This is a genomic window from Kitasatospora sp. NPDC059795, assembly GCF_042732175.1.
GTDB lineage: Bacteria > Actinomycetota > Actinomycetes > Streptomycetales > Streptomycetaceae > Kitasatospora.
Map to the genome: position 1 here is coordinate 41325 of NZ_JBHWID010000028.1, position 20128 is coordinate 61452.

Here is a 20128-nt window from a genome sequence, read left to right on the forward strand (position 1 = left end):
CACCGCAGAAACCGGCTGCTACCAGTCGGCCCTCTCACCCGACCCGACTAAGGAGACCCTCCTGAAGATCCACCCTGTCGCCGACATGTTCCCGATGCTCGCCGAGGACGAGCTGCACGACCTCGCCGAGGACATCAAGGCACATGGCCTGCAGATGCCCATCGTCCTCGGCCCCGAGGGCGTCCTCCTCGACGGCCGCAACCGCCTCGCCGCCTGCGAACGCGCCAGCGTCGAACCCCGCTTCACCACCTACGAGGGCACCGACCAGACCGCGTACATCTGGCTGTCCAACGTCCGTCGACGGCACATCAACGCAGGCCAGCGCGCCATGGTCCAGGCGATGGTGCTTTCACTCTCGGGACACTCCCTGCGCACCCACGCCAAGCTCCACGACGTCAGCCGCTCCCGCCTCTCCCTCGCCAACACCGTCCTCCGGGAAGCGCCCGAACTCGCCGAACGGGTCCGCGACGGCAAGCTCTCCCTCGACGCCGCCGCCGGCATCGTGCGCGAGCGCAAGGCCGAGGCCGCCGCCGTCCAGGCCACGTTCGGCCACCTCCGCGCCCACACCCCCGACCTGGCCAGCCGGGTCACCGAAGGCGAACTCACTCTCGACGCCGCCACCAAGGAACTCGGCCAGCGGCAGGCAGCCGTCCGCCGCGACCAGCAGCGCCTGACCGCCATCGTCGAACGGTGGGACGTCCTCCAAGAGCTCGCCCACGAGCCCGACAGCCTCCACACCCTCCAAGTCCTCGACGGCTTCGCCACCGACCACCGCGCGCTCGTCACCCGTCTCATCGCAGGCGAAGCCGAGTTCCGCGCATCGGAACAGGCCGCCTGACCACCCAAAGCCGAGCCAACTCACCTGGTGTGATGTCGGTTTGATGTCATCTGCGGCGGCCGGGAACACCACCGGCCGCCGTACGTCTTGTGGTGTCGCTGAACCCGTCACCGGCCGAAGGACACCACTTGACCAACCCCAACCCCAACCCCGACCACCGCCCCGTCGTCCGAGCCGTCCCCCACTCCGGCGAACTCGACGCCCGCGGCATCCCCATCACCTGCGCCCGCTGCCACGCCCGCCGCGACTGGCTCCTCCTCAACGTCCGCGACCACGTCTTCGTCCGCTGCCGCTGCGCGCACGAGTGGGAAGAGCCCGACCTCACCCGCGCGTACTTCGACCTGCACTTCACCGAGCCCGAACACGAGTGGGAAAGCTTCGACGACGGCATGAGAGCGCTGGGCTTCGACGGCCTGCTCGCCGGCACCACGTGGAACTGACTGCCCACAAGAACGAGCAGGGGGATCGGCGTCAAGCCGATCCCCCCGGGGCATGGCCACGCCTTCGCGGCCGGAGCGGGTGCTGTCTGAGTTCGACCACACCCGCTCCCGAACTGCGGAACCTACAAGTCAGACAGCCATCGCAGGCAGCGCACGCAGGCGCTCGCGGAACTCGGCGACGGCGGGCTCGTCGCCGTACGGCTTGAGGTAGCCGTCGAACTTGGTGAGGCGGTTGACGGCGCGCATGGAGTGGACCTGGGTTTCGAGGAGCCCGAGGCCGCGGTTGGCGGCGTCAAGGGCGCCGTCGAGGTCCTTGCCGGCGAGGCGGGCGGTGGCGAGGCGGCCGGCGCGGACGGCCTGGTCGCGGGGGACGGCGTGGTCGATGGAGGAGGCGAGAGCGCTGGTGGCGCGGTCGACCTGGCCAGCGCGGAGCATGATCTTGCCTTCGGTGGAGCTGAGTTGGGCGTCGCCGTACCAGGAGAGCCAGTTCGGGAGACGGTCGCCGCTGTTCCGGGCCCACAGGTCGTGGGCGCGGTTGAGGGCGGAGCCGGCCTTCTGGTGCTGGCCGTCGCGGGACAGGCTCTCGGCGTGGTGAAGTTCGAGGTAGCTGCGGACGCCGGGCTGCATCGTCGTGGGAGTGTTGGCGAGGGCGGTTTCGACCTGGGCGACGCGTTCGGCGGGGTCGTCGTTGTCGGAGAGGTGGACGCCCATCTCGGCGAGCAGGAAGCCTCCGAGGGCATCGTCACCGATGGTCTTGGCGGCGCGGAGAGCACCCAGGTAGTACTGCTGGCCTGCTGAACGCAGGCCGCTGTCGTAGGCCATCCAGCCGGCGATGTAGTTGACCTGGGCGGCCAGCCCGAGCAGGCGGGCTTCGACGGCTTCGGTGTGGCGGCCCTGCTTGAGCAGGGTCGTGATGATGGCGAGGTCACCGCGGGCCTGCTCGATGAGGCGGGCGCCGCCCATCTGCGCGTCCAGGGTCTGGAGGGTGGCAACGCGGGCTTCGAGGGTGCCGACCATGGAGTCGGTTACCTGGTCGCCGTTCAGGGCGGAGGCGAAGGCTGGCGATGCGGCCGCCCAGCTCGCGGCGACCGTGGCCATCGCGGCCCCGGTGATGGTGAGAAAGCCCCGCCGATCCATGTGACCACTCCTGACCAGTTCCACCAGTACGTCCACGGTACCGGCCTTCGTCCACGGCGCCGTGATGCCGGTCACCTCCCAGACCGGGAGCCACCTTGGCCACGGATTGGCATTCAGCGTACGGGGGTTGACGCCCAGTAGGTCGGCCAGAACGTACTGCGCGTCCGGCTCGGGCTCCTGGCCCTGCTCCCACTTCCACACCAGTGTCCGGTTGGTCGCCAACGGGATCTTCAGCGTGGCTCCGTGGTCACACATCATGCGCGCGAACTGGATCTTTCCCCAGCCGCGCAGCCGCATCAGGTGGGTCAACGGGTGGACTGGCAGAACGTCTGAGCCCATCTCAACCCCCGGCGATTCAGGACCTGTTGGTGAGCGTAGTGCTACCCGCTGTAGCGCAAGCCGCATCGAGCAGAAACCCCCCAGAAACGTTCCGAGCTGCGGTGCCGCGCGGCGACGCTGTAGCGGCCGCCCGACCCCGAAGCCGAATGAGGGAGAGCCGTGAACACGGTCGACAACCCGTACCAGGCCCATGGGGGCAGGCATCGCGGCGAACACCGCGACCCGGTGGCGAGGGCACTCACCGTGCTGTGGGGCCTGGGCCACATCATCACGCTCGCAGTTCTCGGGATCGCCGCCGATCACCAGCTGAGCGCCGATCACCCGGTCGCGGCACCGCCCGCGCGGGCCCTTCCCGATCGCGACCCGCTCGCCTGACGCCCGGGCCGCGCGCCGCCGCACCGGCCGTCGCGAACCCCGTTGCCTGCCCAATGACTTGGAGGACACGCACCATGCCACGCCTGCAAGCACAACAGCCTCGCCCGAAGGATCCGGTGGCCACAGCCGCACCCGATGCCTTCGCCCACCGCACCGCCGTCGTCACCGGCGCCGCCGGGTTCATCGGCTCGCACCTGTGCGAGCGGCTGCTGGACCTCGGCGCGAACGTGGTCGGCGTCGACAACCTGCTGACCGGCCGCCTCGACAACCTCTCGCACCTGCGCTCGGCCGACCGCTTCCGGTTCCAGGCCTACGACGTGACCCGGCACTTCATGGTGGCCGGCCCGGTGGACTTCGTCTTCCACCTCGCCTCGCCCGCCTCGCCGCTGGACTACGCCCGCTACCCGCTGGCCACCCTGAAGGTCGGCGCGATGGGCACGCTCAACGCCCTTGAGCTGGCTGGCGCCAAGCGGGCCCGGTTCCTGCTGGCCTCGACCTCCGAGGTGTACGGTGACCCGCTCGTTCACCCGCAGACCGAGGAGTACTGGGGCAACGTCAACCCGGTCGGGCCGCGCAGCGTCTACGACGAGGCCAAGCGGTACGCCGAGGCCCTGACCTCGTGCTTCCACCGCACCGGCGGCACCCGCACCCGCATCGTGCGGATCTTCAATACCTACGGTCCGAGGATGCGCGCCGACGACGGTCGCGCGGTGCCCGCCTTCATCCAGCAGGCGCTGGCCGGGGAACCGATCACCGTGGCCGGCGACGGCAGCCAGACCCGCTCGCTGTGCTTCGTGTCCGACACCGTCGAGGGCCTCCTCGCCGCCGCCACCGCGGACTACTCCGCGCCGGTGAACGTCGGCAACCCCCACGAGATCACCATGCTCCAACTCGCCGAGGAGATCCGGACGATGACCGGCTCCGGCTCTGCCATCACCTTCGTCCCGCTGCCCGCCGACGACCCCAAGCGCCGCTGCCCCGACATCACCACTGCCCGCAGCCACCTCGGCTGGGAGCCCTCCACCCACCTGCGCGACGGCCTGCGTCAGACCCTCGACTGGGCCGCGAAGCACTTCCCCGCCCAGGTCGTAGCCACTGGAAGGACCGCTTCGTGAACACCACCTCGCGTCCGCTGCCCGCGATCGTCTGCGGGGTCGACGACGGCTACGCCCGCCCGCTGCGGACGCTGATGCGCTCGATCGTCGCCGCCCATCCCAGCGCGATCGGTGAGCTCCGCCTGATCGTCCAGGACCAGCAGATCAGCGATGCCAACAGGAAGGCGATCCTGCGTGACGCCGACCGTACCGGCCTGCACACCGAACTGCGGCCGGCACCTGTGACCGACCCGCGCTACCCGGTCTCCGACTGGGTGAGCGGCGCCGTCTACGTGCGCCTGGCCATCCCCGAGGTCATCCCTGACGAGCGACGGGTGCTGTACCTGGACGCCGACACCCTGGTACTCGGCGACCTCCGCCCGCTGCTGCGGCAGTCCCTCCACGGGCACCCGATCGGCGCGGTGCGCGACCCGCAGAACCCGGCCATCGGCCGCGGCATCCAGCTGCCGGGCTGGGAGGAGCTCGGAGTCCCGTACGGCCGGGACTACTTCAACAGCGGCGTCATGCTCATCGACCTCGACCGCTGCCGGCAACTCGGCATCTTCGACCGCTCCCGGCAGTTCCTGGCCGAACACCCCGACAAGGTCCGCTTCTGGGACCAGGACGCCCTGAACTGGGCCGTCGACGACAACTGGCAGCGGATGGAACGGCGTTGGAATACCTTCGCGATGTCCCCGCAGGCCGCCCAGCCCGGCTTCATCCACTACGCCGAGGCCGACAGCCCGCTCTCCCGGCTCCTCCAGGACGAGGAGACCGCCGCCCTCGTGCACTTCGCCGGGCCCGACAAGCCCTGGCAGGACACCTACCCGGCCGGCCAACTCCGGGACACCTACCGCCTGTTCCACGACTACGTCACCAATGGCGGCGCCGAGTGAGCACGCGAGAGCGCAAGTCGCTGTGGCGAAGCACCACTTGGTGGATCGCCGTCGCAGTGGCCGCGCGCAACCTGAACGGGCACCGCCAGGTCCGCCGAACGCTGGCCTGGGCCGACCAGCCGGGGACCCGGGCGGCGGTGGCGGAGCCGATGGTGCTGCACGTCGTTATCCCGGTGCTGCGAGAGCAACAGCAGATCAGCGCGGCGCTGGCGTGGTTCGTTCCGCTTCTGCGCGGTTTCCCCGGCTCGACACTGACGCTGGTATCCACGGCACGCGAGGAGCACGAGCGCCGGCACCTCGCGGCCCGACTCACGGGGGTGACGGCAACCGACCTCACCGTGGAACGCTTCCCGCAGCTGAGCAACGACGAACTGACCGCCCTCGCCGAGGCCCTGACCAGCACCGGCGAAGGCTCCCTGCCCGACGCGGTGGCCGCCGAAGTGCTGTCCGGCTTCCCCACCACGGCGGACGTCATCACGGCAGAACTCGCCCTCCGGACGGCGTCCGACCCGATGGTCCGGCACATCCACTACGAGGGCGACGGGCGTAAGGCCGCGCAGGTCAACGCTGCGGTCGAACAACTCGCCACCGTCGACGCGGGCCAGGAGTACATCGCCGTCTACGACGTGGACTCCCGTCCGAACCGTGAGCTGCTGGAGCAGACCGCCCAGTTCCTGGCCAGCAAGCGGGCCCAGGACGGCGAGCTTCCCCACGTCGTCCAGCAGTCGGCCCGCTTCGCCACCCAGGGTGCGGCCGACAGCTGGTGGGAGCGAGGACTGTGCCGGGGCGCTGCCCGGGCACAGACCCTGTGGACGCTGCGACGCGAAATCCCCAACCTTCGCTGGTACGCCGGCGTTGCCCGTCGTCCGAACACGATCCGTGGCCTGCCGGGGCTGGCCCAGACTGTCGGCCACGGCCTGCTCGTCCGCGCGGACGTCTTCCGTGCGGTCGGCGGGCTGCCCACCTTCACCGTGCTCGACGACGTCGCCTTCGGCTACCGGCTCACCCTGGGCGGCATCCCAGTGGAGAGCCTGCCCTTCACCACCACCGTGCCGGCGGCCGAGCACCTGAGCGAACTGCTGTCCCAGAGCGAGCGCTGGTTCCAGAGCTACCTCGACTACCCGAAGTGCGCCGCCCGCTGGCACGCCGAAGGCCACGGCAGCCGCCTCGACCACGCGGCGGCCCTGACCATCGGCGCCTACCGAGGCACGGCCTGGCTGCTGGTCTCGCCCGCAACAGCCGCCTGTCTGGCCCTCTCACTCGGGCCCCGCACGCGCCTGCCCGTCCGGGCGGCGGCCGCAACGGCACTCTGGGCGGCCACCATCGCACCGGCCCGCGCTCTCGCCGCAGCCGAAGGCCGACCCCTGACGGCGCGGGAGACCGCCGTACGGAGCGCGGAGACGCTGGCCGGGCTCCTACTCAAGAGCGTCGGCCCGCTGACCGCCCTCGGCCGCTGGGCGGTCACCGGCACCCAGCACACCGTGCTCGCACCCAAGAGCAACCGCCGCACCACCCCATCCACCACCACGGACAGGGAGTTCGCGTGATCCTCGGCATCGAAGGCGTCAGCTGCGTCGGCAAGACCACGCTGGCCGCCCGGCTCGCCACCCACCTCAACCGGCCCGCCATCGTCCCCTGCTACTACCACGCCAGCCCCGACCCCACCCGGCTGCCGGCCCCCGAGCCGTTCACCGCCGACCACCAACTGGCCAACATCGCCCAGTTCCTGGACATCGAGGACCTGCGGCTCGCCCGCACCAGGCAGGCTCTCGCCGAGGGCCGGGACGTCATCCTCGACCGCACCGTGGACACCCTGCTCGCCCACGCCCACGCCGTCGGCCGGATGAACGGATTCGACTGCGACGACCAGGCCCGGAGCCTGGTCACCAGCCGGCCGGTGGCGATGCCCGATCTGACGATCGTGCTCACCGCCGACCCGGACGTGCTCGCCCGCCGGGCCCGCCTGCGCAAGGGCATGCCGACGCTCTTCTACGACCGGCACTTCAGCGAGCACTTCAACGCCTACCTCGTCCACCCGCTCGCCCCGGCCGTCGTCCTGCTCGACGCCACCAGCGGCTCGCTCGACGACCTCACCACCCGTGCCCTCGACCACGTCCAGCGCCACCGGCCCGCCCAGCACCGGACCAGTCCGGCCCTCGGGACGCACCCACTGAAGGAGGCATCGTGAAGGCCGCGATCATCGGCTGCGGGGCCATCGCCAGCCGCTGGGTCCGTTCCCTGCTCGCCGACGGACGCATCGAGATCACCGCCCTCGTCGACCCCAACCAGCTGGCCGCCCAGGCGCTCGCCGCCCGCTACGGGCTGAGCCCGGCCTGCGCCACGACGCTCACCGAGGCGCTCGCACACGCCGAGGCCGACATCGTCGTCAACCTCACCCCGCCCGAACTCCACTACGCCGTCAGCCGTTCGGCGCTCGCCCAGGGCCGGCACGTCCTGACCGAGAAGCCGCTGGCCCTGAACCTGCCCGACGCCCTCGACCTCGCCCACCTCGCCCGCGAGCGCGGCCTGCTGCTGGCCGTCATGCACAACCGGGGCGCCGACCCGGACTTCCTCGCGTTCCCCGACACGGTCCGCTCGGAAGGACGAGCGCCATTCGCCGTCACCGCCGACACCCTGGTCGCCCTGCCCGGCCCCGGCTTCCGCACCGACCAGCACCTGCCCGTCACCACGGACCTCGCTGTCCACGCCTTCGACCAGGTCCGCGCGCTGATCGCCGCACCGCCCACCGAGGTCACCTGCACCGAGACGGCGACCGGCTTCCTCGCGGCCCACAGCTCGATCGCCGTGATCACCATCCACTTCGTCGACGGCTCCCTGTTCACCTACCGCGGCGGCTACATCGTCGACCCGGCCCTGCGGACCGACGCCGGCGGCGACTGGCGCGTCGAGGGACAGGGCTTCGCTGCCCGCTGGGCCCCGGACCCCAACCGGGCACGAAGCGGGCCCGAGGCCGGGCCGCCGGCCTACCAGCGGTGCATCACCGCCATGGTCGACGCCCTCCACCAGGACGGCCCCCTGCCGGTGCCCGCCGCCGACAACCTCGCCTCGATCGCCCTGCTGGACGCCGCTCTGGCCTCGGCCGCCCACCGATTCTCCGTTCCCGTGCCGGAGGTTCCCGATGCCCGCCCCTGACACCGTGATCAGCCGCCCGCACCCCCTGTTGGTCGACGCACTCGCCGCGGCGGGCTTCGACGCCACCGACGTGCACTTCACCCCGCTCAGGTCCGGGACGGACAGCATCCCCTTCGCGGCCACCACCCGCGACGGCCACCAGTTGGTCGTCAAGGTCCGCCGCGCGGGCAGCCTCTTCCGCTACCCGACCGCTGCCTGGGCCTCGGCCCGCATGCGCGAGGCCGGTATCCCTGCCGCCGAGATCCGCTGGCACAGCCGGGAAGCGTGCGTCGAGACCCGCTGCCCCGGCCGCCCGATCGAGGCGGAGCCGCCCACCCCGCAGGACCTGGACGCGGCAGCCCGCGCGGGCGAGACGCTCCGGCGTCTGCACAGCATCGAAGTCGGCAGCTTCGGCCAGCTCGACGGCCACGGCATCGGCCAACACGCCACCATCCAGGGCTGGTTCCTCAACCTCGCACCCCGCAAAGTCCCGAGCCTCGACGGCCTCGACCTGCCCGCGCTGCTGCACCGCACCCGCTTCATCCTCGACGTCGGCTCGGGCCGCCTGCCCCAAGGCCCGCCCCGGCTCCTGCACGGCGACTGGGTCGGCCGACACGTCTTCACCGACGATCGGCAGATCACCGGCGTCGTCGACCTGGAGAGCGCACGCGGCGGCGACCCGCTGGCCGAACTCGCCGGCTGGTCGCTGCGCGAACCGGCCCCGATGACCACAGCCCTGCTCGGCGGCTACTTCGACGGCCCACTGCCCGCCGACCGCCTGCTGCCGCTGGTCCTGTTCCGCCTCCGCATCGCCTCCTCGCTGCTGCACTTCCACGCCTCCTGCGACGACCACGACATGGTCCGGCTGCGGGCCGCCCAGCTCCAGGCCGACCTCGACGACCTCGACCACAGCCACCTCTCCGCCGTACCGCGCATCACCCCCGACGCCCGCTCCGCCGCGCGCCGCCGCCCGTAACCCCGCCCAGCCCCTTGCCCGGAAGGACACCCGTGAACGAGCCCGCCGTCACCCTCCCGTTCCCCCGCGAGCCCAAGTACGGGCAGGCCGAGAAGGACGCCGTCCTCAAGCTCCTCGACGACGGTCACCTGTCCGAGATCAACCGAGGCCCGGCCACCAACGCCCTCGAAGCCGCCTTCGCCCGCCTCACCGGCACCCGCCACGCGCTGTCGTTCAACTCCGGCACCGCTTCACTGCACGCCGCCCTCCACGCGGTCGGCGCCGACTCCGATACCGGCGTCGCCGTCTCCCCGATGACCTGGGTCTCCGCCCTCACCGCGGTCTTCCAGGCCGGCAGCTACCCCGTCTTCTGCGACATCGAGCCGGACAGCCCGAACATCGCCGCGACCGCCGTCGCCGAAGCGGCCGGCATCTGCTCGGCGGTCCTCGCCACTCACGCCTGGGGCGTCCCCGCCCGCATGGACCAGCTCGCCGCCGCCGCCACCGACCTGCCGGTCGTCGAGGACTGCTCGCACGCCCACGGAGCTCTCTACCAGGGCCGTCCGGTCGGCTCCTGGGGCGCGGCCGGGTGCTTCAGCCTCCAGGAGTCCAAGTCCGTCTCCGGCGGTGAGGGCGGCATCCTGACCACCATGGACCGCCAGGTGTACGAGCGGGCCCTCACCCTCGGCCACCACCCCGCTCGTCTGGCCGCCGAGCTCACCCTGCCCGACCTGCTGCCGTTCGCCACCACCGGCGCCGCCTACAAGTACCGGATGCCCGCCGTGTCCGCCGTCATCGCCCGCCAACAGCTGCGCTCGCTGCCTGACCGGATGCTGGCCGCCGAACAGAACCTCGCCGTCCTCCGCAAGGCCCTGGAGGAGTACGACGTGCCTGTTGCCTGGCCGGAGATCGGCGAGCTGTCGGTGCGCGGCTGGTACGGCACCCCGCTGACGATCAGCGTCCGCGTGCCGGACCCGGCGGAACTCGGCCGCCGATTCAAGGCCGCCGGCGTCCCCGTCCGCTCCCTGTACGAGGACTGGACACAGGCACCGCTCTTCCAGCACCCCGAACTGGCCGCCCGCTTCTGGCCGCACCTGGCCCACAGCCCCTACCGGCCGCCGACCCAGGACGAACTGCCCAACTACTACCGGGCGTTGCGGCAGATGGTGGTGCTGAAGGTGCCGCAGATCTCGGCCCCGGACTACATGGAGCAGGTCGCCGAAGCCCTCGCCACCGTGCTGATCCGCACGCTGGTCACGGCATAGCCGCGAACGCCTCCTGCACCACCTCGCGCCGCTCGGTCCACCAGGCCAGGAACCGCTCGGCGGGCAGGAACAGGTGGTCGCAGGAGTGGTCGCCGCGGTCGTAGTGGAAGACCAGCTGCCAGTAGTCCGACATGCGCTTCCACCACAGCCGCTCCACCGCGTCCGCCAGGGCCGGCACCGGGATCGGCACCACCGACCGGTAGCCGGCCACGAACGCGGTGGTCCGCTCCAGGTCGAGGAAACCGTCCTCACCGCCGAACTGCACGGTGGCGGTGCGGGCGACCTCCTCACCGAAGGGGCGCACGCGGATGCGGTCCCAGTCGATCACTCCGGCGATCTTGCCGTCGCGCCACAGCACGTTGCGGTGCTGCACGTCGCCGTGCGTCCAACCCACGGGGCCGAGTGCCACCTCGGTGGTGGGTCGCTCGCTGGCGTACTTGTCGAGGAGCACCTTGCGCTCGCTCAGCGCTTCCGCTGCCGCAGCGTCGAAGGCCGTCGGACTCCCCAAAGCGGCGATCAGCGCCAGGAAACGGTCCGCCTCAACGTGCGCCGCAGCCGGCGTCGTCACCATGGCGGTCATCTGCTGCGGTCCAGGGGGCAGCAGGCGAGCGGTCCGCACGTCGTTCAAGCTCTGGTGGATCTGGCCGAGCAGGACTCCGAGGCCCGCCGCCTGGTCCAAGGTGAGCGCGGTCCCGGGCTGGTGGCTGCCCTCCGTCCAGGGAATCAGGCAGTATCCACGATCCGCGATCTCCACCACCGTCTCACCATCGGAGGTGAGCAGCGGCCGGGCGACCGCGACACCCGTACCAGCCAGCTCGGCCAGCACCGCCAAGTTCCGGCGGGCGAGCGGCAGCGGCACGTCCATGATCCGCTTCAAGGCGAACAGCCCTTCGGCCGTGTGCAGCCGCCAGTTCCCGTTCATCAGGCCAGCCGACAGGAAGCGGCACTCCTGGACCTCGCCAACCCCAAAGGCCTCGCCGAGTATGGCCAGATCCTGCGCAATCTCGCCGTAACGCGAGCCGCTTGGGACGTTGCCAGTCGCTTCCATCACCCAAGCCAGGCTAGCGGAGTTGGCCTGCTGAGGTGCGGAGTTCGACCTCAACGTCAACCGAGACGAGGACTATGCAGAAGGTCGACACAGTACCTGTTTGCGAACGTCACTCAGCGAGCAGGATCGGTCCGGTCCCGTGGTACTGCACGTTCTCACGAGAGGTGCCGATTGAAGACGTCACGCGGCGAGTCACGTTCCCAAAAGCCTGCAGCCCAGCGTAGTGAGGACCTGCTCCGCGCTGTCCTCGCAAAGGTGCCCTCCGAACAGCGAAAGCTCGCTGACGGGCGCGACACAGCGGCCGTTCTCATCGGCATGGTTCGCGAGTGGAGCGAAATCGGCGGCGGCGAGGTCTGCTGCGACACCGCAGGCAGTCGATGGGCTCATCTGTCCGACGACTCCTGGGTCATTGGGGACAAGCGCCCGTTCGGCGTGAGTGCGGACATGTGCGCCGTCAGCGACCACGCGGCGGCGCGAGCCTTCGCTTTTGGGTACCAGAAAATGATCTCCGGTTATGCGCCGCCTGTGTCCTTCTGGAGCGCCATCACCATGTTGGAGGACGCCGTTCCCGTCATGCTCGCGGTCCTGGACCGTGAGTTGACTGGTGCCGTCGTATGCCTCGACTGGTATCTCCAGACCCCATGCGCTCCCAGGCTGTGCTGGCACCACCCTGGTGCCGGACCCGCGCTATGCGGCTCGACCAGTTGTGCAGACGCGGCACCGGACAGCGAGTGTGACTGCATCTGCAGAGGCGAGAACCATGGCCTCGGAAAGGACGCACCTCAAGTTGCACGCCCGGTGGCCCCCGACTGGTCCACTGCCCCAGCCCCGCTCTGGCATCCGGGCTTTGGCACCGTCGAGGTCGATCCGACACACCGCCGGATCGCCGGGCGGAGCCCGTTCAGCCGGCACGGCACTCGGGTGCGCGCTGCCTCAACGGCGTGGACTGGTGCAGTGGAGGACACCTAATCGCGGCTTGATCAACTCACCACGGTGTTGCAACGACTCCTGGAATCCGCCAATGCGGTCGGGCCCTTCGTCGTTCCGTGGTTGTGCTTGCCGCCCTGTCATCGCCCGGATCTCTCGGCTCGCTTAGCCGTCACGAGCCTGCTCGACGGGCGTCCGGGCAGCAGCGCCCACGACCGAGGCGCGTGCTGGCCCCTCTCACGAGAGGGGCCAGCACCAGGACGTCAAACAGTCGTTGCCCCTGGACGGAGGAGCAGTCCGGCAGCATCCCGGGTCTGGGCACCTGATCGCCTCGACCATCCAATCGCCCTCCCGGAGTAGGTTGACTGCATCGCCATCTACCGCAACTCCGGGGGGCGATCGAAATGATCTCGCGCTGAAATAAGAATATCCGCGCTCCTCGCCTCACCTGCCGCTGACGAAACGATCTCGGACATTATCTCCCTATGCGGCTCGATATCCCCCCAACGTGAGCGATCGGCCAAGACATGCTCTACAGTCCTGACACCTTCGCTATATATCACCTCCGGAAGATCGACAGACCGGAACGCCAAGTGGGTGAGCGAGTCAATAGCCATCGGAAACTCCCGATACATCGGAACGATGCGGATGTTGATGCAGGGAATCGACGCGAGTTCAATCAAATACTCAAGCTGCTCCTTCATCTGTACGTCACCCCCGACCTCCCGATACAAGGCACTCTCATCGATCATAAATGCCGACCTGATGTTCGCAGCAAAAAATCTGCGTTGCCGCTCGGCCCGGAGCTCCATCAGTGAAGAAATTTCTCTCCCATTGCCGCAGATCGCCACTTTCCCTGAGAGCGCCCTGCAGTACCCCTCTGTCTGGAGTAGTCCCGGAATAGCTCTGCCGCCACAGACCAACACTTGCTCCGCCATGACCTCAAGAGAAAATAGACGGGATAGTGCACCAGGAGGCCTCTCGCTGCGCTCGCTCCACCACTCAGGGGCCTCAGCTTCCGCTCGCAGGCGATGAAGCTCCTCTCGCTCGGCCCCAGGGATACGATAGTGGCGCGTCAGGAATTCGATCATCTCTGAGCTTGGAATGGCCAGCCCACTCTCCATGCGACTCAGCTTGGAGGCGGAAATCATTAGGCTTCTGGAAATGGCGCCCTGGGTCATGTTGCCGCGCATCCTGCGAAGGCGATTCCCCAAAGTGATGGCCGCCGCCGTCGGGCTGCCAACCAAGGCAGGCAGGGAACGCCCGATAGGTGCCATGTTCGAGCAGTGGGACTCGATGTTCGAGGTCTGTGCGAGGTATTCATCGATCTTACTCCCGCCGCGCCCGCGCCCTGGCCGTTCGGCTGTGCGCGTCGCCGCAAGCCAGAGTCGCCTCATTGATTCTAGCTCGCTATCACCCAAGCCCAAAGAAGTAGAGATAGACTGAACCAGGCTCCATTTCGGGAGCGTCTCTCCCGAAATGGCTCGACTGACCGTCGAGGCGTTAACCCCGGATTTCCTCGCAAGCTCGCGGATAGAAATGCCGGAGCTCCTGGACAGAAATGCGAGGTAACCTGATAGGCCGCCTGGAAACTGTCGGACATCAGCCGACCCCTGATGGGCTGCACCATCAGCCTGGCTAACTCCGTCCGAAACCTCCGAACCCCTGCCCCCGGTCCGAAGCTCAGCCTCCGTCTCCCGGCGCAGAGTGATCCAGCTCTGGCGGTCCCCATGCCAGGCCTCTGTCAGGGTCGCTACGACCCTCTCGGACGGGAGCCGGGAGCCGGCAAGCGCCGCGTAGATCGTCGATAGCGGAACGCCGGTGATCTTGTGAGTCTCTGCCGGCGTGAGGCGCGCGGCCCTCTGAAGCGCTCGAAGCTCCTCGGCGAACTCCGAGAGCGGGGTCTGGTCACTGTCGCGAGCCCGCTGCTGTCCCAATCCTCGTCCTCCTGGCTCGACATGGGCCTTCGGGCACCCCTACTCTCGACTTGCCTCGCAACACGCAACACGTTGTCGAGTCGATGCCACGTGCTCAGGTTACTTTTCTGGAGGCTGACTTGTTATCTGCCATCGCGCTTCTCCGAACTCTGCTGGCTTTGTGTCTTGCAGGCTTCGTGAGTGTCGGGGCCTTCGCGGTGGCCCGATGGTTGGGTGAAGGTCGCCGTAGAGCGGTCGTGTGGGCGGCCTGCAGCTATCCGGTGGCCTTGGGGATGTTCTTTCTGATCTTCGATCAGCTTCGAACTGGCTGACTGATCGCTTCGAACGAGGTTCTGGGCTTGCCGTTCGAGCGCCTGCAGGCAATCGCCAGCCGCAGTTCTTACAACCAGGGCGACCTCGCCGCGTTCGGCCTGATGCTGCTGCGCGGAGTGCCGGCAGCCAGCACCGGCGGCGACCGCTCCACCACCGCCGAACTGCTGGACCAGGCCGACGAAGTGGCCCGCTACGTCGACCGCGACCACCCCGATGCCTGGGCGAACTTCAGCCCGACCAACGTCGCTCTGCGCCGGGTGTCGGCCGCCGCGGCCATCGACGCCGGCGCGGCCATCGACACCGCCCGACCCCTGATCAACCGCCGCATCCCCGCTCCCGGGCGGCAGGCTGCGCTGTGGGCGGACCTGGCCCGGGCCTTCAACCAGCAGGGCAAACTGTCCGAGGGCTACCGCGCCCTGCGCATCGCCGAACGGCACGCGGCCGAGGACATCCGGCGCCGTCCGGACATCCGGGAGCTGGTCACCGACATGGCAGCCCGCGACCGCCGCGGCGCCCTGCCCGAGCTACACCGGTTCAGCCGCGAGTTGGGAGTCCGACCTTGACCAGCCAGCCCTTCCTGTATGTCGCCGTCTGTGCCTCCGGCATCGCCGACGACGTGGGAAAGCTCATCTCGGCGGCCCAGGAGGAAGGTTGGCGGGTCGGCGTCGTAGCCACCCCGAACGCCATGGGATTCATCGACCGGGCGGGGATCGAGGAGCAGACCGGCCACCCGATCCGCTCGGCCTGGCGCACACCCGGCATACCCGCGTCGTTGCCGCCGGCCGACGCCATCGCCGTCGCGCCCGCCGCCTTCAACACGATCAACAAGTGGGCCGACGGCCACGCCGACACCCTGCTGCTGGGCATCCTCACCGAGTCCTACGGCCTGGGCATTCCCGTGGCCGCGCAGCCGTACGTCAACTCCGCCCACCCCGCCTACGCGGCCAACGTGGAGCGACTGAAGGCGATGGGCGTGCTGTTCGGCGACTACGTGCCGCACAAGCCTAAAGCCGGCGGCGGACGCGCCCAGTACGACTGGAGCACCCCGCTGCGCCTGTTGCGTCCGGTGCTCGAAGCGAAGACCACGGCATAACCGACCAGCAGGTTCCGGGGGGAGGAACACAAAGGTGGACGTGGTCGTGAACTGGACGGGCAGGTCCGCCTGTCGGCTCCAAGAGGCCCTGCGGGACACCAACGAGGCGTTCGCCGCCCGGCTGGGAACGGGCTGCGGACGGTCGCCAGCCGGCACCAGAGCCCCGAGCTGGTTCCCCGCACCGAGAGAAGCACCAACTGCTCGACCAGGCCCTGTAGACGGCACCACCCGCCGCACAGAAGCGGTTCACGCTCCTGACCGCTGAGCCCGGCCGCCAGGCTCTGTGGGTCGCCATCGCGGTGGTGAGCCGAGGGCCTGAGGTACTGCTCGTCTGCCGCCGAGACGACGAACCCGCCGGCATCCGTTGGCAGTTCCCGGCGGGTGTGGTGAAGCCGGGCGGCAACCCGGCCTCCGCGGCCGTCCGCGAGACGCTCGCCGAGACCGGCATCCACTGCGCGATCCGCGAAGACCTCGGCGGCCGCCTCCACCCGGCCACCGGGGTGTGGCGCCAGTACTACCTCGCCGAGTACCTGGCCGGCGAAGCCCGCAACCAGGACACGATCGAGAACGTCGACGTGATGTGGGTTCCGCGAAACGCCGTGCCCCGGTTCATCCCCATCGATACGCTCTTCCCGCCCGTCCTGGCCACCCTGGAGGAGCCGCAGAATGACTGAGCCGACCAGCACCAAGCCGGGCATCGCCGCCGCCATCGTGGTCCAGGACGGCCGCGTCCTGATGGTCCAACGCCGCATCGCCGAAAGCGAGTTGTCGTAGCAGTTCCCGGCCGGCGAGATCGAGGCCCGCGAATCGCCCGAAGCAGCCGCCGTCCGCGAAACCGCCGAGGAGGTCGGGCTGACATTGAAGGCCGCGCAGCTGCTCGGCAAGCGCGTGCACCCCAAGACCGGCCGACAGATGTCGTACGCCGCCTGCGTGGTGTTGGGCGGCACGGCCACAGTGGTCGACACCGAAGAATTGGCGGAGCTGACGTGGGTAACGCGCGACCAGATCGCCCAGTTCGTTCCATACGGCTTGTTCGAGCCCGTGCAGACCTACCTGGACGCCAAGCTGTCGCCCTGAAACAACCGCATTGCGGCTCCGACATCACCCAATCAAGTTCAGAAGCCAGGAAAATACGCCATACTATCCGTCGCTGGCGCGGTTTTGATTGGCCAGAGCCCCGGCCCTGTCCGTCCGGCAGGCCCGCCAACTGGTATTAGGGCAGCTTGGATCTCAACCCCTAACCTAGACCCCGAGCTGCGCTAGGATGTACTGAGTAAACTGCTGATTCTTTGCAGCCTTCTCCAGGGTCGTATTTCCACCCCCAACAAAAGAGGTTGTGAACTCCTTCAGTAGGTCCAGGCGGTCGGCGAGAAATGATTCCCCCAGCTCTGCGTTCTCGCTGGCGACTATTTCCAGCTGCTGCGGCCTGTAGATTCTCTTGCCTACCAGTTCGACCGCCACAAGCATGGCGAGGTGGAACTTCAGGTTGTTCCGTTGCGCCTGCGTAGCGCTAGCGCTCTCCGAGTGCAGGAATACGTCAACAGTTCGCTGAGTCCTTGCAGCCCAGAGAAAAACACTAAGGTTGACGCCGGAATTGAAGACCGAGGTGTAGTCGTCATCATTCTTAAGCAAAGAAGAGGGCTTCCCTCTGGCCTTATCGGGGCGACAGAGCCCCATAGCCGTCAGGGCTTGGCCGAGCAGGGGAATTCCAATGATCTTGGCAGGATCCTTACCTTCATTCTTATAGAAGTTCTTCCGGCGATCATAGTACCAGCCGTTAACCAGGAAATAGTCTTCAATATTTCGCTGAATTTCATCCGTTGCGCGGAGAGAGGCCTCATTAACGGGCGTCTGGCGATTAGTTGCGCGAATCACTTGGTCGCGCGTCTTGCGGTCGGTCGTCGAAATGATGCGTACCAGAATCATACGGTCGCCAATATCGGCATTCGGATGATCCCGCAGGGCCTCGTAAATGGTGTGGCTTGTTTGAAGGCCGTTGACGATTTGAATATCCGTCAGCGAATAGGTCTTGCCGCCAGTGGTAGCCTCGCTGCAGATGATAGTGACGCCATTATTGAGCCACCAGAACTCGGGGCTCTGCTCGTTTTCGAGTGTCCTCCTAATCTCCTGGTTAACTGTGACAGGCCCCTGGTAGTCGCGAACATTCCAATCAAACAGATGGCGCCGAAGCTTCCGATTCTCATCGGCGATCAGATTGAAGTAGTCCGAGAGAGTGACTAGTGCAACATGCGAGTTTCCACTGGTCGCATTCTCCTGAAACCTCATAGGCAGAGAATAAGTTGGCTTTTCATTGTACCGTGCGAGAAGTTCACGATCCCCTGAAAGTGAGCAATCAACCGTCGCCCCAGGAGGGAGCAGGTCAGCGACAGCCTGCTGCAGAAGATTCTGCTTTATCAGAACCTGGGGACTGACTCCCTGCCGATCACCCGGGGTCGCATAGACAATACGTACTGAGATTTTTGGGCGACGGACTAGAAGCTTTTCCCACGACTTTCGGAATAGGTCGATTCGCGCGAGAAGGCTTTCGTTATAAAGCCCCTTAAGTCCATCCATATCCTGATTCAAATCCAGGACCCGGCGAAGCGTATTTTCCAGCTTGTCCAGCGCGACTTCCTCGAATGACGGGCTGCGCTTGGCCTGGAGTACCCAGAGCTCCAGAAGCCGCTCTTGCGAAAACTCGCTAGGCTTCTTGCTATCGGAGAAGATCTCCGAATCTTCGTCCAGGAGGTTATCGTCCCAGAACGTAAAAATGGAGTCGATCCCGCCGTCCTGGCCGGACCCTACGATCCCATCCTGAATATTCTCAAGCCCGAGGCCATATGAACGAAGGGCGAGCTCCGATGCAAAAATTTCGAAGGCCGTATCTGGCGAGCAGTCTGGGATATTCTCATCATGCCAGCTCTCGAAGATCTTCATGAGCAGGGTGCGAGAATTCGTCTGACCTGCTGCCACCTGATGCTCCTTGCCCGTCTGAGCCAACTGGGCCCGCCTCGGCAGGCGTTACGTCTTGTCGGAAGCAGGGTAGGGCAAGTCGCCGACCAAGACCTACAGCTTTGCTGAATTGCATACTTGAGGTGACGGGGCGAGCCAGAGGACTTTGTCAGGGCCAGTGCAAGCCAGGTGCATGTGTGCGCACCGGCCCTGCCCTCAGTGGCGTCAACGGACTCCATGCCAAGGACCCACTGGATCATCAGTCCGACACACTGCTCCGGGTCGAAGAACCAAGACAATGCGAACTTGGTCAGTAAGGCTCGTCAAGAGCGCACCACGTCGACCACCGACTGCACAGCCGCCCACACCGATCGAAGCAGCGCGGCAACAACGCAGTGGCCCACAGCGCGATCCGGGGCCGCCTCGCCACCCTCGCTCCCGGCTGAGACGAACTGCCGCGCTGGGAGTGCGAGGTGACCGCCGGCGGGCGCGTGCGCTACCTCGTCAACGAGCCAGGACGGATCGTCCACCTCGTCTACGCCTCGCCTCTGCACCCCACAGGCACGGATAGCTGACAGGGCACGCAGATCGACCGGTTGTGCTGTTGGAACCGGATACCGTGGTCTCAGTTCTGGTCTCATTCACCCCCGTCCGGCCGGGTTCACCCACCGTCCAGCGGTTCGTTCCTCCGCAGGTCAGGACGGGTGTGAACCCCGGCGGACGGGGTTCGGGAGAATTGGAAAGCGTGTTGGGGGCAACCCCTCACGAGTTCGAATCTCGCATCCTCCGTCTCCACCCGCCAGGGCAAGCGAAGGCCCCGACCGCTCAGCGGTCGGGGCCTTCGTCGTCTCGTGGCCTCAGTTGGCGCTTTGGGCCACGTCGACCCGTCCCAACCAGGGGTCCCGCCGGCAGATCGAGGGAGTCGACATCACCGGCCGTCGTGCCGTCCTGGTCGACGACGTCGTGCGTTCGGCAGTCAACTTCTCACCATGGCACGGACGTTGTGGATGGCCGGGTCCCCGATCACCGACGCGATGTGCATCCTGGAACGCCCGCTCGGCGGTCGACAGCCGCTGGCCGAACACCGGATCACCCTTCACTCCCTGCTCACGGAGGCAGCCCTACCGGTGCCGCAGGCCGGTGATGCCGCGTGAGGCGCGCCGTTCTCTTCGACCTCGACGGCGTGCTGCCGGACAGCCACAACGCCCGCCTCGCCACGCCGGCCGGATACGCGATGTCGGCACTCGGGCGGCGACGCGGCCATCCCCACCACCTGCAAGCGCCGCTGCAGTACTAGATGAATGATGCGAAGGGTTAGTGGTCGTAGGCGGTCAGCGAGCGCATGACTGGCTGACCGGTCCGGTCGTTGTGCCAGATCGCCGAGGTCA

At 67.7% G+C, this 20128-nt stretch carries 17 protein-coding genes and 3 pseudogenes; 16 read left to right on the top strand and 4 right to left on the bottom strand.

The genetic code is table 11. From position 1 onward, the window contains the following. The first annotated feature begins 85 nt into the window (after positions 1 to 85). Positions 86 to 838 (top strand): ParB N-terminal domain-containing protein, encoded by a 753-nt coding sequence (locus ACFV4P_RS33820; RefSeq protein WP_380477316.1) that lies wholly within the window; start codon positions 86 to 88, stop codon positions 836 to 838. A gap of 128 nt (positions 839 to 966) precedes the next feature. Beyond that, positions 967 to 1278, top strand: a complete 312-nt coding sequence (locus ACFV4P_RS33825; protein WP_380477317.1) for a hypothetical protein — start codon at positions 967 to 969, stop codon at positions 1276 to 1278. Between the two features lie 129 nt (positions 1279 to 1407). Here the strand turns inward: ACFV4P_RS33825 and ACFV4P_RS33830 are convergent, their stop codons facing one another. Continuing rightward, the gene (locus ACFV4P_RS33830) at positions 1408 to 2754 is read right to left on the bottom strand and encodes a transcriptional regulator (RefSeq protein WP_380477318.1); all 1347 of its coding nucleotides are present in this window, start codon (positions 2752 to 2754) and stop codon (positions 1408 to 1410) included. Positions 2755 to 2913: 159 nt separating this feature from the next. On the opposite strand from ACFV4P_RS33830, the gene ACFV4P_RS33835 reads away from it, so the two are divergent. The 8 genes from ACFV4P_RS33835 to ACFV4P_RS33870 all read left to right on the top strand — a co-directional run bounded on the left by ACFV4P_RS33835 (position 2914) and on the right by ACFV4P_RS33870 (position 10471). Further along, entirely contained in the window at positions 2914 to 3129 is a 216-nt protein-coding gene (locus ACFV4P_RS33835) for a hypothetical protein (RefSeq protein WP_380477319.1), read from the top strand. A 74-nt stretch (positions 3130 to 3203) separates the two neighbouring features. Beyond that, a complete protein-coding gene (locus ACFV4P_RS33840) occupies positions 3204 to 4244 on the top strand; it encodes a UDP-glucuronic acid decarboxylase family protein (protein ID WP_380477320.1) in 1041 nt (346 codons plus the stop codon). Continuing rightward, positions 4241 to 5119, top strand: a complete 879-nt coding sequence (locus ACFV4P_RS33845; protein WP_380477321.1) for a glycosyltransferase family 8 protein — start codon at positions 4241 to 4243, stop codon at positions 5117 to 5119. Before ACFV4P_RS33840 ends, ACFV4P_RS33845 begins: the two co-directional genes overlap by 4 nt. Continuing rightward, entirely contained in the window at positions 5116 to 6666 is a 1551-nt protein-coding gene (locus ACFV4P_RS33850; protein WP_380477322.1) for a glycosyltransferase, read from the top strand. The genes ACFV4P_RS33845 and ACFV4P_RS33850 overlap by 4 nt, the downstream gene beginning before the upstream one ends. After that, positions 6663 to 7307, top strand: coding sequence for an AAA family ATPase (locus ACFV4P_RS33855; protein WP_380477323.1), 645 nt, complete (start codon positions 6663 to 6665; stop codon positions 7305 to 7307). Before ACFV4P_RS33850 ends, ACFV4P_RS33855 begins: the two co-directional genes overlap by 4 nt. Then, a complete protein-coding gene (locus tag ACFV4P_RS33860; RefSeq protein ID WP_380477324.1) occupies positions 7304 to 8272 on the top strand; it encodes a Gfo/Idh/MocA family protein in 969 nt (322 codons plus the stop codon). Before ACFV4P_RS33855 ends, ACFV4P_RS33860 begins: the two co-directional genes overlap by 4 nt. Next, a complete protein-coding gene (locus tag ACFV4P_RS33865) occupies positions 8259 to 9227 on the top strand; it encodes a phosphotransferase family protein (RefSeq protein ID WP_380477325.1) in 969 nt (322 codons plus the stop codon). The genes ACFV4P_RS33860 and ACFV4P_RS33865 overlap by 14 nt, the downstream gene beginning before the upstream one ends. 32 nt (positions 9228 to 9259) lie before the next feature. Then, positions 9260 to 10471 (top strand): DegT/DnrJ/EryC1/StrS family aminotransferase, encoded by a 1212-nt coding sequence (locus tag ACFV4P_RS33870; protein WP_380477326.1) that lies wholly within the window; start codon positions 9260 to 9262, stop codon positions 10469 to 10471. Here the strand turns inward: ACFV4P_RS33870 and ACFV4P_RS33875 are convergent. Continuing rightward, a complete protein-coding gene (locus ACFV4P_RS33875) occupies positions 10461 to 11519 on the bottom strand; it encodes a homoserine kinase (RefSeq protein ID WP_380477334.1) in 1059 nt (352 codons plus the stop codon). The genes ACFV4P_RS33870 and ACFV4P_RS33875 overlap by 11 nt on opposite strands. A gap of 1304 nt (positions 11520 to 12823) precedes the next feature. Then, on the bottom strand, positions 12824 to 14383 hold the full coding sequence (locus tag ACFV4P_RS33880; protein WP_380477327.1) for a Scr1 family TA system antitoxin-like transcriptional regulator: 1560 nt from the start codon (positions 14381 to 14383) through the stop codon (positions 12824 to 12826). A gap of 392 nt (positions 14384 to 14775) precedes the next feature. On the opposite strand from ACFV4P_RS33880, the pseudogene ACFV4P_RS33885 reads away from it, so the two are divergent. The 4 genes and pseudogenes from ACFV4P_RS33885 to ACFV4P_RS33900 all read left to right on the top strand — a co-directional run. After that, positions 14776 to 15258: pseudogene (locus ACFV4P_RS33885) on the top strand (transcriptional regulator); the annotation flags it as partial. Further along, positions 15255 to 15788: a flavoprotein gene (locus tag ACFV4P_RS33890; protein ID WP_380477328.1), complete on the top strand. Its 534-nt coding sequence runs from the start codon at positions 15255 to 15257 to the stop codon at positions 15786 to 15788. The pseudogene ACFV4P_RS33885 and the gene ACFV4P_RS33890, both read left to right, overlap by 4 nt. Before the next feature lie 34 nt (positions 15789 to 15822). Further along, a pseudogene (locus ACFV4P_RS33895) lies at positions 15823 to 16462 on the top strand (NUDIX hydrolase). Continuing rightward, positions 16455 to 16865: pseudogene (locus tag ACFV4P_RS33900) on the top strand (NUDIX hydrolase). Before ACFV4P_RS33895 ends, ACFV4P_RS33900 begins: the two co-directional pseudogenes overlap by 8 nt. A gap of 165 nt (positions 16866 to 17030) precedes the next feature. On the opposite strand, the gene ACFV4P_RS33905 reads toward ACFV4P_RS33900, so the two are convergent. After that, a complete protein-coding gene (locus ACFV4P_RS33905) occupies positions 17031 to 18761 on the bottom strand; it encodes an AIPR family protein (protein ID WP_380477329.1) in 1731 nt (576 codons plus the stop codon). Positions 18762 to 19729: 968 nt separating this feature from the next. Between ACFV4P_RS33905 and ACFV4P_RS33910 the strand changes: the two genes are divergently transcribed. Both ACFV4P_RS33910 and ACFV4P_RS33915 read left to right on the top strand, forming a co-directional pair. After that, positions 19730 to 19894: a hypothetical protein gene (locus tag ACFV4P_RS33910; RefSeq protein ID WP_380477330.1), complete on the top strand. Its 165-nt coding sequence runs from the start codon at positions 19730 to 19732 to the stop codon at positions 19892 to 19894. Beyond that, complete coding sequence (locus tag ACFV4P_RS33915) at positions 19891 to 20037, top strand: hypothetical protein (protein ID WP_380477331.1); 147 nt, start codon at positions 19891 to 19893, stop codon at positions 20035 to 20037. The genes ACFV4P_RS33910 and ACFV4P_RS33915 overlap by 4 nt, the downstream gene beginning before the upstream one ends. The last annotated feature ends 91 nt before the right edge of the window (positions 20038 to 20128 follow it).